The sequence below is a fragment of the Flavobacterium sp. genome, assembly GCF_035195345.1.
GTDB lineage: Bacteria > Bacteroidota > Bacteroidia > Flavobacteriales > Flavobacteriaceae > Flavobacterium.
The window spans coordinates 243,701-256,706 of sequence record NZ_CP136574.1; the positions used below are offsets into that span (position 1 = coordinate 243,701).

Sequence of the window (13,006 nt, forward strand, 5' to 3'; positions counted from 1 at the left end):
TTAAAATTCAATTCGTGCTTTAGAAGTTATTTCGGCGTTACTAAAATTTCCTTCTAAGAAGTTATAATACCCAACAATTCCAATCATGGCAGCATTATCGGTAGTGTATTCAAACTTTGGAATATAGGTTTTCCATCCGTATTTTTTTTCAGCCTCCTTCAATGTGGTTCTAATTACTGAATTGGCCGAAACACCGCCACCAATAGCTATCTGATTAATTCCAGTTTCAGCAACCGCTAGTTTTAATTTATCCATTAAAATAGCAATAATAGTATGCTGAATAGAAGCACAAATATCCGCTTTGTTTTCGGCCACAAAATCGGGGTTTAAAGCAACATTTTTCTGAATAAAATATAAAATTTGGGTTTTTAAACCACTAAAACTAAAGTTTAATCCAGGAACTTTTGGTTTGGTAAAAGGAAAAGCTTTTGGATTACCTTCTTGCGCAAATTTATCAATTAAAGGTCCGCCAGGATAGGGAAGTCCTAATATTTTAGCACTCTTGTCGAACGCTTCTCCTACCGCATCATCAGTTGTTTCTCCAATAATTTCCATATCAAAAAAACTACTCACTTTTACAATTTGGGTATGTCCTCCTGAAATAGTTAAGGCTAAAAAAGGGAATGTAGGCTTCTCATAATTTTCTTCAGCAATAAAATGTGCTAAAATATGCGCTTTCATGTGATTAATTGCAATCAACGGAATATCCAAAGCCATACTCATTGATTTCGCAAAAGAGCCTCCTACTAAAAGTGAACCCATTAATCCTGGACCTTGAGTAAAGGCGATACAGTTTAGGTCGTTTTTTGTAATTCCCGCTTTTTTTAGGGCTACATCTACTACCGGAACAATGTTTTGTTGGTGTGCTCTAGAAGCTAATTCGGGTACAACGCCTCCATATTCTTCGTGAATTGCTTGTCGAGCAACAACATTTGACAACACAACATCGTTACAAAGTACAGCTGCAGCGGTGTCATCACACGAACTTTCAATAGCTAACGTATAAATATTTTTTTCAGACATTTTAGGCACGAAATTTGAATTAAAGATATTGTAAATTATCTTACAAAATTTGTTATTTTTGTTGGATTACTACTTAAAAGGGTATTGATTGCAAATTTAAAACAAAAGATTGTATCAAAAAATTTAAAAAAATAGTATTTCGAATAATTATAGGGATTCTCCTATTGTTGCTGCTGATGGGTATACTTTTGTCGTTACCATCGGTACAAACTTATTTGGGAAAATATGCAACCGATAGTATAAATAAATCGTATGGTACTAATATTACCATTGGAAAAGTAGCTATCACACCTTTTGGAAGCGTAAAGTTGGGGGATGTTTTAGTCTTAGATCATCATAAGGACACTTTATTTTACATCAAAAAATTAAATACTTCTATTCTAAGTTTTAAAAAGTTATATGATCTGGGACATCCCTATATGAATAATGTAGTATTGCATGGTTTGGATGTGCGTTTGGTGAATTATAAAAATGAAGATTACACTAATCTAGACAAATTTATTGAGGCTTTTGATGATGGTTCGCCTTCATCGGGAAAATTTAGAATGAAAGCCAATAAAATGACAGTTTTTAACAGTCGCTTTCAGTATATTGATCATAATCTTCAAACGCCAAAAATAGTTGATTTTACAAAGCTTAATGGTAAAATTGAGGATTTCTTTATTAAAGGCGCTAATGTTACCACTTTTATCGATAAGTTATCGTTTAACGATCATAGAGGATTAAAGGTAGAGGATATTACAGCAGATTTTACCTATACCAAAAAGAATATTTTACTAGAAAGGTTAGCCATGAAAACAAAACACTCTGAGATGAAAGGAAGAGTGGAATTGAAATATGATCGAAAAGATTTTGCTGATTTTAATAATAAAGTAATTTTTGATGTTCAATTCGATAAAGCAGCCATTGCTTCTAATGATTTGAATTATTTTTATAATGAGTTTGGAAAAAACAATATGTTTTATCTTGACACGCATCTAGTAGGAACACTTAATAATTTTACGACCTATAATTTAAAGTTAGTTGATAAAAATCAGTCAGAAATTATTGGTACCCTTAACTTTCAAAATCTTTTTGGTAAAGAACATCAAAAGTTTTACATGAAAGGAAATTTTAATAGAGTAGTTTCAAATTACGAAAATTTAAAGGCTATAATGCCTCAAATTTTAGGAAAGAATCTACCTTCTGTATTGTCAAAATTTGGTACAGTAGATATTTCAGGAGCTGTAGAATTGACACAGAAAATTATCAATGCTGACGTTTTAATGATGTCTCAATTGGGGTATTTGCAAGCTAATTTAGCCATGCAAAACATTGATAACATTGATAATGCTTCTTATCAAGGAAATATTAAACTTGAAACGTTTGATTTAGGAACACTTTTAAGTCAAAATGATATTGGGAAAACTACCCTTGATTTAGATGTGAATGGAAAAGGTTTTACGCAAAAATTATTAAATACTGCTATTAAAGGGAAGATTTATAAATTCTATTACAACGGTTATAATTATCAAAATATTACAGTTGATGGTAGTATGAAAATGCCTTATTATAAAGGTTATTTTAATAGCAACGATCCAAACTTAAAAATGGATTTTGATGGAATTGTAGACTTAAGTTTGAAAGCAAAGAAATACGATTTTAAAACACAAATTGATTATGCTAATTTATATGCATTAAAATTTATAGATTCAGACTCAATTTCTATTTTTAAAGGAAATATTAACTTTAAGGCAAATGGAAATTCTATAAATGATTTAGCGGGTATCTTGCAAGTCAAAAGTGTTTCATATCAAAATAATAAAGACGCGTACTTTTTAGATGATTTCGAAATTACCTCAACTTTTGATGCAGAAAAAGTGAGAACCATTGAAATCAATTCTCCCGATATTATTACAGGAAAAATTGTTGGAAAATATAAAGTGAATCAAGTACAGAAAATGGTTGAAAATGCACTGGGAAGTTTGTATGCTAATTATGCTCCAAATAAGTTAGAAAAAGGACAGTTCATTGATTTTGATTTGACAGTTTACGATAAAATTGTCGAGATAATTTTGCCCGAAGTAAAAATATCTGAAAACACCAAATTAGAAGGTAAAATTAATGGCGATGAAGGACAATTTGTTTTCGATTTTACATCTCCAAACATTGTAGTTTATGAAAATTCGATAGATAATATTAAAATTGATATTGATAATAAAAATCCTTTATATAACGCTTATATTTCGATTGATTCTATTAAAAATGATAAATATAAAATTACTGATTTTAATTTGATTAATGTAACGCTTAATGATACGTTGTTTGTGCGTTCTGAGTTTAAAGGTGGACTAAAGGGGCAGGATAGCTATGATTTGAATTTATATCATACTATTAATGAAGACAAACAATCTATTGTTGGCTTTAAAAAATCTGAAATTAAATTTAAAGATTATATGTGGTTTATTAATGAAGGGGAAACTACAGATAATAAAATTATATTTAATAAAGATCTTACCGATTTCAACTTTGAAAAATTAAGTTTATCGCACAACGATCAAATAATTAATTTTGTAGGAACAATGAGAGATTCTACCTATAAAGATTTTAAATTATCTTTTGAAGATGTTGATTTAAATAAAATTACACCTTCTTTAGATAGTTTGTCATTTGGAGGAAAGGTTAATGGAAATATTACTTACAAGCAGGATAACAATAAATATGATCCTATTTCCAATCTTACCATCGATAGTTTAAAAATTAATCAGTTTTTATTGGGCGATTTAGACTTTAAAATTGAAGGAAACGAATATTTTAATCAATTTAAAGTCAATTCAAGTTTGAAGCAAGATGGTAAAGAACACTTTTTCTTAGATGGAAATGTAAATTTTATTGGAGATCAATCTAGTTTGGATTTACAAGCTGGTTTTGAAGCCTTTAATTTGGCACCTTTTGGTTCACTTTTAGGAAGTGTTTTATCAGATGTTAGAGGTAGTGCAACTGGTAGAACTACTATTGGAGGGTCATATTCTAATCCTGAAATTGATGGGCGATTATATCTTAACAATGCAGGCATGCGTGTGCCATATCTTAATATCGATTATGCGTTTGAAAAAAATGCAATTGTAGATTTAACAGAACATCAATTTAGCTTGCGGAAAATTGAAGTAACAGATACAAAATACAATACTAAAGGAGTAATTGATGGTACTATTAAGCATGAAAAATTAGGTGATTGGGAATTGGATTTACATTTAATTTCTGATAATATTTTAGCCTTAGATACTAAAGATTCTGAAGATGCGTACTATTATGGTACCGCTTTTATGAAAGGTAAAGCCAGTATTACAGGAGAAATAAATGCTTTAAATATTAAAGTGGCTGGTGAATCTGAAAAAGGAACCTCAATTAAAATTCCTGTAAATGATGAAGAAGATTTAGGAAATACTTCTTTTATTAATTTTATGACGGTTCAAGAGTTTCAAAAATCTCTTGCTGAAAATATAGCTAAAGATAGACGATATGAAGGAATTGAACTTGATTTTAATTTTGATATTGACACTGATACAGATATTGAAATCATACTGAATAGAGAAACAGGACATGCCATGAAAGGCAAAGGGTATGGTTCAATGCAAATGAATATCAACACACTCGGTAAATTTGAAATGTATGGCGATTTTCAAGTACAAGAAGGAGAATACAATTTTAAATACGGTGGTGTAATTGATAAAAAATTTAATGTTGAAAAAGGCGGTACAATTCGTTGGGATGGACAACCAATGAATGCGGTTTTAGATTTAAAAGCAACCTATAAAACAATGGCTAATCCTGCAGTTTTAGTAGAAAGTGCTTCGTTTAATAGAAAGGTAGATACAAATGTGACTATTTTACTGAATGGAAATTTAAGTAATCCGCAACCCGACTTCAATATTGATTTTCCAACTGTAAGTTCAGTATTGAAAAGCGAAATAGATTATAAATTACAAGATAAAGATTCACGACAAACACAAGCTTTTGCTTTATTAGCAACCGGTTCATTTGTAACCGCAGAATCTACAGGTAACGCAGCCTATGGATCATTAATTGAAGGAGCAAGTTCTATAATTAATGGACTTTTTGCCGATAGCGATAGTAACTTACAATTAGGGTTAGATTATTCACAAGGTAATCGATTAACAGAGATTTCAGATAGAGTAGGTGTAACCATGAATACTCGAATAAATGACCGAATTTCGATAAATGGTAAAGTTGGAGTTCCAGTGGGTGGTGTAACCGAATCTGTTATTGTTGGTAATTTAGAGGTATTAATTCAGCTTAATGAAGATGGTTCATTAAATGCTCACGTATTTAATAGAGAAAACGATATTAATTATGTTGGAGAAGGTATTGGATACACACAAGGACTTGGACTTACTTATAACGTAGAATTTAATACGTTCAAAGAAATGTTGCAAAAAATATTCAAAAGCAACAAGAAAAAAGATTCATCTAAATCTCAAGATGATTTACCCGATTCTGAGTTCCCTCAAGAATTTATAGAATTCATAAATAACAGAAAATCTAAATCACAAGAACCACTTAAAGAGGAACCTATTGAGGTTCCAGAAATCGATTAATTCTTATTTTTTAGTACTTAAATCAAAAACTTATTAACGAAAACGTTTGAATTTGCAGCTATTATTAAATAGTTAGCAAATATTGTGTTTTTATTATATTTCGTTTTATAACTTTACATAATTAAACAATTATTATGACCAATTCAATTAAAAAAATAGGTGTTTTAACTTCTGGCGGAGACTCGCCGGGAATGAATGCTGCTATTAGAGCTGTAGTCAGAGCTTGTGCATACTATAATGTAGAGTGTGTAGGTATTTATAGAGGTTACCAAGGTATGATTGAAGGTGATTTTAAGCCTATGGGACCAAGAGATGTTAAAAATATTATTAATAAAGGAGGAACTATTTTAAAATCGGCTAGATCTAAAGATTTTAGAACAGCTGAAGGTAGAAAATTAGCCCATAATAATCTTGTTGCTGCAGGAATCGATTCATTTGTAGTTATTGGTGGTGATGGAAGTTTTACAGGAGCTGAAATATTTAATGATGAATTTGGTTTTCCAGTAATAGGTATTCCTGGTACAATTGATAACGATATTTTTGGAACTAGTCATACACTAGGTTTTGATACAGCACTTAACACGGTAATTGATGCTATCGATAAAATTAGAGATACAGCAAATTCTCACAATAGATTATTTTTTGTAGAAGTAATGGGAAGAGATGCTGGACACATTGCTTTAAATGCAGGTATTGGTGCCGGAGCTGAAGAAATTTTAATTCCTGAAGAAGCATTTGGTTTAGATCGATTAGTGGATTCATTAAAACGAAGTAAAGAATCTGGAAAAACATCAAGTATTGTTGTTGTTTCTGAAGGGGATAAAATAGGTAAAAATGTTTTTGAATTAAAAGATTATATCGAAGAGAATATGCCCGAATACGATGTAAGGGTTTCTGTATTAGGACACATGCAACGTGGTGGATCACCTTCGTGTTTTGATAGAGTTTTAGCATCTAGACTTGGTGTTAAAGCTGTCGAAGCTTTGTTAGAAGGAAAATCAAACTTTATGGTAGGTTTATACCAAGATAAAGTAACCTTAACTCCTTTAGAACAAGCTATTAAAGGACAAAGTGAAATTGATATGGAATTGGTTAAAGTATCCGATATTGTATCATCATAAATAGATAATAAATTAAAAAAAAAATAAAATGTCAAAAGTAAAATTAGGAATAAACGGATTCGGAAGAATTGGAAGAATTGTTTTCAGAGAAACGTTTAACAGAGATAATGTAGAAGTAGTTGCTATTAACGATTTATTAGATGTAGATCATTTGGCTTATTTATTAAAATACGATTCTGTACATGGTCGTTTTAATGGAAAAGTGGAAGTAATTGATGGAAAACTATTTGTAAATGATAAATTTATTAGAGTTACTGCAGAAAGAGATCCTAAATTAATTAAATGGGATGATGCTTCTGTTGATGTGGATGTGGTAGCAGAATGTACAGGTATTTTTACAACCCTTGAAACAGCTCAAGCTCATATTGATGGTGGCGCTAAAAAAGTAGTTATTTCAGCTCCTTCAGCAGATGCACCAATGTTTGTAATGGGGGTAAATCATACTCAAGTTAAAGCATCAGATACGATTGTTTCTAATGCTTCATGTACTACAAACTGTTTAGCTCCTTTAGCAAAAGTTATTCATGATAATTTTGGAATTGTAGAAGGATTAATGACAACCGTTCATGCTTCTACAGCTACTCAAATGGTTGCTGACGGACCTTCTAAAAAAGATTGGAGAGGTGGTCGTGCTGCTTCTGTAAATATAATTCCTTCTTCAACAGGTGCCGCTAAGGCAGTTGGTAAAGTAATTCCTGCTTTAAACGGAAAACTTACTGGAATGTCATTCCGTGTGCCTACAGTTGATGTTTCTGTGGTAGATTTAACGGTAAAATTAGTCAAAGAAACTACATATGAAGAAATCATGAAAGTTTTAAAATCGGCATCAGAAAATGAGATGAAAGGAGTTTTAGGCTTCACTGAAGACGATGTTGTATCTCAAGATTTTGTATCAGATACAAGAACATCAATTGTAGATGCAAAGGCTGGAATTGGATTAAATTCAACCTTTTTCAAACTAGTATCTTGGTATGATAATGAATATGGCTATTCTAGTAAATTAATCGACTTATCGGTACATATTGCAGGTTTAAAATAAATTCAAATGTAGAAAGAATAAAGATGAAAATAATTTACTATTTTTATTCTTTATTCTTTATTCTTTATTCTATACCCTTAAAATATGAAATTATTAGTTGATAGTGGCTCTACAAAAGCCGATTGGATTGCGATAGATGATAATGGAAAAGTATTATTTACTACTCAAACCTTAGGTTTAAATCCTGAAGTTTTAGATAAAGAACAAATTATTAATCGACTTGATGATAAATTTGATATTTCGCAAAATAAGTTAAAAGCTACACACTTGTTTTTTTATGGTGCAGGTTGCGGAACAGATCGAATGAAAAATCACCTTTCCGATATTTTTCAAGATTATTTTATCAATGCTAAAATTGTGGTTCACGAAGATACATATGCTGCTGTATATGCCACCACTCCAAAAGATGAAGCGGCCATTGTATGTATTTTAGGTACTGGTTCAAATTGTAGTTATTTTGATGGTAATACATTACATCAAAAAGTACAATCTTTAGGATATATAGCTATGGATGATGGTTCTGGTAATCGATTTGGTCGTCATCTTATAAGAGGGTATTATTTTAATACCATGCCTGTTGAGTTGGCAAAAGAATTTGAAGAAGAATATAATTTAGATGCAGATTACATTAAGCATAATTTATATAAAGAATCAAATCCGAATGCGTATTTAGCCACTTTTGCAAAATTTATTATTAAGCATAAAAATCATCCTTATTGTAAGAAACTAATTCGTAAAGAATTAAAAAAGTACGCCAAAAATTACATCATGCAATTTGAAAATTGTAATAAAGTACCGGTTCATTTTATTGGTTCTATTGCATTTTATTTGAAAGACGAACTTACAGAAATTCTGAATAAATACAATATAAAAATTGGAAATGTACTTCGTAGACCTATTGATGGTTTAATTGCATATCATATCTTAAATAAATAAATAAATTATAAAATATATTTAAAGTTAATAAAAATCTCAAATCATAACAAAAGGATTTGGGATTTTTTATTTTTATCTTTGTTAGGAAATCTTATCATTATGGAAATAGCCATTATAGCACACGACGGTAAAAAAGCCGATATGGTGCAGTTTTTAAATAAAAACAAAACCATTTTATTAAAAGAGAAAATTAAAATTATAGCAACGGGTACCACTGGGGCTCGGGCAGTAGCAGCAGGGTTTAAAGTAAAGAGAATGCTCTCAGGACCATTGGGCGGAGATGCGCAAATTGCCGCTCGCGTTGCCGAAGGAAAAACTAAAATGGTATTATTTTTTAAAGATCCTAACTCTAGTCATGCGCACGAAGCGGATATTAACATGCTAATTCGTATTTGCGATGTGCACAATGTACCGTTAGCAACTAATGAAGCCACCGCTCAATTGTTATTGTTGGGTTTAGATGAGATTTAATTTGAAATTACTTTTTTTTTCGTAATAATCCAATCATTTGACCAATTCCAATTCCAATGTAAGTTCGGTCTTTGTTTATTTGGAGTAGAGGAGAAATAGTTAACCCGTAAAATCTTGAAAAGGGAAATTCTATTTTTGGATTTACTATTACACTAAAAGTTGTTGACTTATTATAATTCCAAGTGTAATTTTCAGCTAAAAATCCATTATTAATTCTTACCCAATTTTCAGGCTCATTTATAATTGTATAACCTAATCCTAAAGATATATTTGCTCTAATAGTGCCACTATTGTTTAGATTGTAAATTTTACCAATACCAATTTGATAATTTTCTAATTGGTCATATGGATTAGCAGCTCCAAAAAGTACAACGCCTGTTAAGCCAGACGAGTAATCTTCGGGTTGTGATTTAGGTTTTCGTATATTTCCAGTATATCCAATTTTAAAACTATAATTATTTTTATAGACATAGTTTAAATTAATATCAATCCCAACATAATTACCTTTATTAATTTCACCTGAAGTATATAAGGCATTCTTTTCTTTAAATTGAGCATTTACAATTGTTACTTTAATTAAAAAAAGTAAAATTATTATTTTATGTATTGATTTCATTTAAGCCAAATTATAAAAAAAAATCCTCTCAAGTATAAATTGGAGGATTGTATTTATTTTAAGAAACCGTTAATATTTCACCGCTATCATTGATATTTCAATATTTACATTTTTTGGCAAACATGCTACTTGCACAGTTTCTCTAGCTGGAGCAGTTTCTTCGTTAAAGTAACTTCCGTAAACCTTATTAATTAGAGCAAAATCGGCCATATTCATAATAAAAATAGTAGACTTTATTACATTTTCAAAGGTCATATCGGCAGCTTCTAAAACAGCTTTTAGGTTATCCATAACACGTTTTGTTTCTGTTTCAATATCATCTAAAACCAATTCCATGGTTACAGGGTCTAAAGCAATTTGACCAGAGGTGTATAAAGTAGTATCTACTAAAATTGCTTGATTATAAGGGCCGATAGGTGCCGGAGCTTTGTCTGTAAAAATTATTTTTTTCATAATAGGTTAGTTGTTTATTGTCTAAAAACACGATCTGGTAATTGTCGTTTATCGTATTTAATGTCGCTTAATATTGAAGATGAAATTCCAATAAAGAAACCCCAATAGGTATTAGTTCCAAAAGGAACCCAGTTGAAACTCATTCTCCAACTTTCTAAATCTCGTTCAAAACGCAATTGCGTGAAAGTAACTCCTTTTTGAACAAAATCATATCCCGATGAAAAACCAACTTTCCATCTTGGAGCTAATTCAATGTTTCCAGAAGCCATTAAGGAATGAGAAGCAATCTCATCTTGTCGGTTTGAGTTGTTATAATTCATGGAATAGGCTATCCTTAAATCCCATGGTAATTTGGTATTGTACCATTCAGAATTAGTTCCTTTTTCGTCCTCTTTCTTATCTTTTCCAAACAGACTTTGTTTGTTATCACTTAAATCTGTTCCTACGCCAAATAAATCATCTTCGCGACCACCATTTTGAACATTCTGATCTGATTTTTTGCTGCTATCTTTACCATCAGCACTTGAAAAACTATAATTTAAAGTAACATTTGCTCTTGGTAATCGAAACAAACTCCCGCCATTATCAATATTGAACTTTTCAATTCTTTTTCCTGAATTATCTATTGCATAAGGGTCTAATACGGCAGCAAAATTGATGTTCATCTTTTGTTTAAATAATTGTGTTCCACCACTAACAGATATTTCTTTTAACTTTAAAGAATCGGCATTAAAATCATAACGTGTTGAAAAATTTAAGTTGTTTAAAAGTATTACCTTTTTAGTTTCTCCTTTTTTACTTTCTTTATCTTTTACTTTAGCTTCAAAAGTATTGCTGATCGAAAAGTTCATAGCATTTGAAATACTGTTTGAAGGTGAACCAAATAGGCCATTATCAAATTTGGTATAATTAGAAAAATTTATTCCCGAAGCATCTAATGCATATCTTTCAAAATATTGATCAAAACTTGGAGTATAACCATACGAAATATTTGGTCGAACAACATGTCGGATTGCTTCAATTTTTTTGCCTTCGCCAAAATTAAATGTACCATAAACGGTAGTTCCAATACCTACATTAAAATTATAAGTTCTAAACGATTCAAAACCGTTTTTATCTACTGTAACTACTTTGTTTTCCGTGGCACTATAATACTTTTCAATAGTGTTTAAAGTCCATACTTCATTGTAATTCGCACTTCCAGTTACACTAAAATGTTTGAATACTTTAAAATTAGTACTAATTGGAATAGAATGTTGAAATCCAGTTCGCGCATCTCTAAACATTTGTGGCTTAAAAAATAACGAATCAGTAGTTTTAATTCTATTTTCTCCTCTAATGTTGTATTGAAAACTAATGTTTTTAATGATTCCTTTTTTAACACCATCGCCCTTAGCAAAAGGAAAAATACGATCTACACTTGCTTGAAACGTTGGAAGTGTCATGTCGATTTGTTGCGTATTCGTATTTTGAGAATGGGTTGCAGACAATGACATGTTTACTTGTGGAACCGTTTGAAACGTTTTTGAATAAGAAACTGAGGAACTTAAATTGTTATTTATGGTTGAACCAATATTATTTAAATTTACAGATTGGCGGTAATATTGACTACTTCCTAAATTTACAGAGGCAGAAAATCTTGAATTCGGGGAAGCTTTAGAATCTTGACTATGCGACCATTGTATGTTGTATTGTCTTGATTTTAAATAATCGGGAAAACCTTTTTCACTTTGAATATTATTTTCGAATCGAATATTAGCCCTACCATTAAATTTGTAGCGTTTGGCATAGCTTGTTTCGGCTCGTAAACCGTAACTTCCATTAGTATAGTAATCTCCTAAAACGGCTAAATCATAATTATCACTTAACGCAAAATAATACCCTCCATTTTGTAAAAAATAACCTTGTTGATTATTTTGTCCAGGTGTAGGCATTATGAATCCAGAGGTGCTTTTTTCAGACATAGGAAAATAACCAAAAGGCAACCATATTGGGGTAGGAACATCAGCAATGAACATTTGAGTAGAATTCATTACCACTTTCTTTTTTGGCACAAATTTTACTCGTTTTACTAAAAAATAATATTCTGGATCATCAATATTTTCTGAGGTGGTAAGGCGTGCATTTTTCATAAAATAAACCGAGTCATTTTCTTTTTTAGAAATCTCAGATTTTATAAATAATTCTCCTTGATTGGTTCTTGAGTTCCAAACTTTAGCTCGTTTTGATTTGGTATGAAAAATAATTGAATCGGGTTCTACAACGTTATCCCCTTGTTTAAATACGGGCCTTTGTATGTAATTTCCAGCCGAATCTTTTAATCTACCAGCATACACTAAATTTTTTTCATAGTCTAAAACAATTCTCCCAGCTTTTAATTCAAAATCGGTGTAGTAAATTTCGGCTTCGTTATGAAGAGTAACTGTTTTTTTCTTTTGGTCTAATTTTTCGTAATCTTTCGATTTCATATTAACCACTCCATCCAAAAAAGGTTTGTTTTTTTTTGTAGTGTCAACCGTAGTAGATGTAGAGTCTTTCACCTTTTTTAGGTCAGACTTTGATAAAGTAACCGTATTTAAAGCAGGGTTTTCTTGTGAAAAAACAGAGGTGGTTCCTAATGTTAGAAAAATTACTGAAAAAACGATATGAAATAACTTTGTATGCAATGCTTTTAATAGTATTTTTGTAAAAATTTGGCTTACTTTTTGAAGTGTCAAACTTACATATATTTTTTTGCAAAATTAATGTT

At 30.8% G+C, this 13,006-nt stretch carries 9 protein-coding genes; 5 read left to right on the forward strand and 4 right to left on the reverse strand.

Annotated elements, in window-relative coordinates; all coding sequences use genetic code 11:
* Positions 1-1,023: a tRNA (adenosine(37)-N6)-threonylcarbamoyltransferase complex transferase subunit TsaD gene (gene tsaD, locus RSE15_RS01110; RefSeq protein ID WP_324069152.1), complete on the reverse strand. Its 1,023-nt coding sequence runs from the start codon at positions 1,021-1,023 to the stop codon at positions 1-3.
* 176 nt (positions 1,024-1,199) lie between these two features.
* On the opposite strand from tsaD, the gene RSE15_RS01115 reads away from it, so the two are divergent.
* From RSE15_RS01115 to RSE15_RS01135, 5 genes are all read left to right on the forward strand, one after another.
* Entirely contained in the window at positions 1,200-5,621 is a 4,422-nt protein-coding gene (locus RSE15_RS01115) for a translocation/assembly module TamB domain-containing protein (RefSeq protein WP_324069153.1), read from the forward strand.
* A gap of 134 nt (positions 5,622-5,755) precedes the next feature.
* Entirely contained in the window at positions 5,756-6,742 is a 987-nt protein-coding gene (gene pfkA / locus RSE15_RS01120; protein WP_324069154.1) for a 6-phosphofructokinase, read from the forward strand.
* Positions 6,743-6,770: 28 nt separating this feature from the next.
* The gene (gene gap, locus RSE15_RS01125) at positions 6,771-7,781 is read left to right on the forward strand and encodes a type I glyceraldehyde-3-phosphate dehydrogenase (RefSeq protein ID WP_324069155.1); all 1,011 of its coding nucleotides are present in this window, start codon (positions 6,771-6,773) and stop codon (positions 7,779-7,781) included.
* An 84-nt stretch (positions 7,782-7,865) separates the two neighbouring features.
* Positions 7,866-8,717: a BadF/BadG/BcrA/BcrD ATPase family protein gene (locus RSE15_RS01130; RefSeq protein WP_324069156.1), complete on the forward strand. Its 852-nt coding sequence runs from the start codon at positions 7,866-7,868 to the stop codon at positions 8,715-8,717.
* A 99-nt stretch (positions 8,718-8,816) separates the two neighbouring features.
* Positions 8,817-9,188, forward strand: coding sequence for a methylglyoxal synthase (locus RSE15_RS01135; RefSeq protein WP_324069157.1), 372 nt, complete (start codon positions 8,817-8,819; stop codon positions 9,186-9,188).
* A gap of 7 nt (positions 9,189-9,195) precedes the next feature.
* Here RSE15_RS01135 and RSE15_RS01140 read toward each other — a convergent pair whose 3' ends face one another.
* From RSE15_RS01140 to RSE15_RS01150, 3 genes are all read right to left on the reverse strand, one after another.
* Entirely contained in the window at positions 9,196-9,804 is a 609-nt protein-coding gene (locus RSE15_RS01140; protein ID WP_324069158.1) for a hypothetical protein, read from the reverse strand.
* 69 nt (positions 9,805-9,873) lie between these two features.
* Entirely contained in the window at positions 9,874-10,257 is a 384-nt protein-coding gene (locus RSE15_RS01145) for a RidA family protein (protein ID WP_324069159.1), read from the reverse strand.
* 14 nt (positions 10,258-10,271) lie between these two features.
* Entirely contained in the window at positions 10,272-12,974 is a 2,703-nt protein-coding gene (locus tag RSE15_RS01150) for a putative LPS assembly protein LptD (protein WP_324069160.1), read from the reverse strand.
* Positions 12,975-13,006 lie beyond the last annotated feature (32 nt).

Excerpts from the sequence above, each read along its gene's own strand:
- RSE15_RS01145 (WP_324069159.1), bottom strand. The coding sequence starts at position 10,257 with ATGAAAAAAATAATTTTTACAGACAAAGCTCCGGCACCTATCGGCCCT.
- RSE15_RS01115 (WP_324069153.1), top strand. The coding sequence starts at position 1,200 with ATGGGTATACTTTTGTCGTTACCATCGGTACAAACTTATTTGGGAAAA.
- RSE15_RS01135 (WP_324069157.1), top strand. The coding sequence starts at position 8,817 with ATGGAAATAGCCATTATAGCACACGACGGTAAAAAAGCCGATATGGTG.
- RSE15_RS01130 (WP_324069156.1), top strand. The coding sequence starts at position 7,866 with ATGAAATTATTAGTTGATAGTGGCTCTACAAAAGCCGATTGGATTGCG.
- gap (WP_324069155.1), top strand. The coding sequence starts at position 6,771 with ATGTCAAAAGTAAAATTAGGAATAAACGGATTCGGAAGAATTGGAAGA.
- pfkA (WP_324069154.1), top strand. The coding sequence starts at position 5,756 with ATGACCAATTCAATTAAAAAAATAGGTGTTTTAACTTCTGGCGGAGAC.
- tsaD (WP_324069152.1), bottom strand. The coding sequence starts at position 1,023 with ATGTCTGAAAAAAATATTTATACGTTAGCTATTGAAAGTTCGTGTGAT.
- RSE15_RS01140 (WP_324069158.1), bottom strand. The coding sequence starts at position 9,804 with ATGAAATCAATACATAAAATAATAATTTTACTTTTTTTAATTAAAGTA.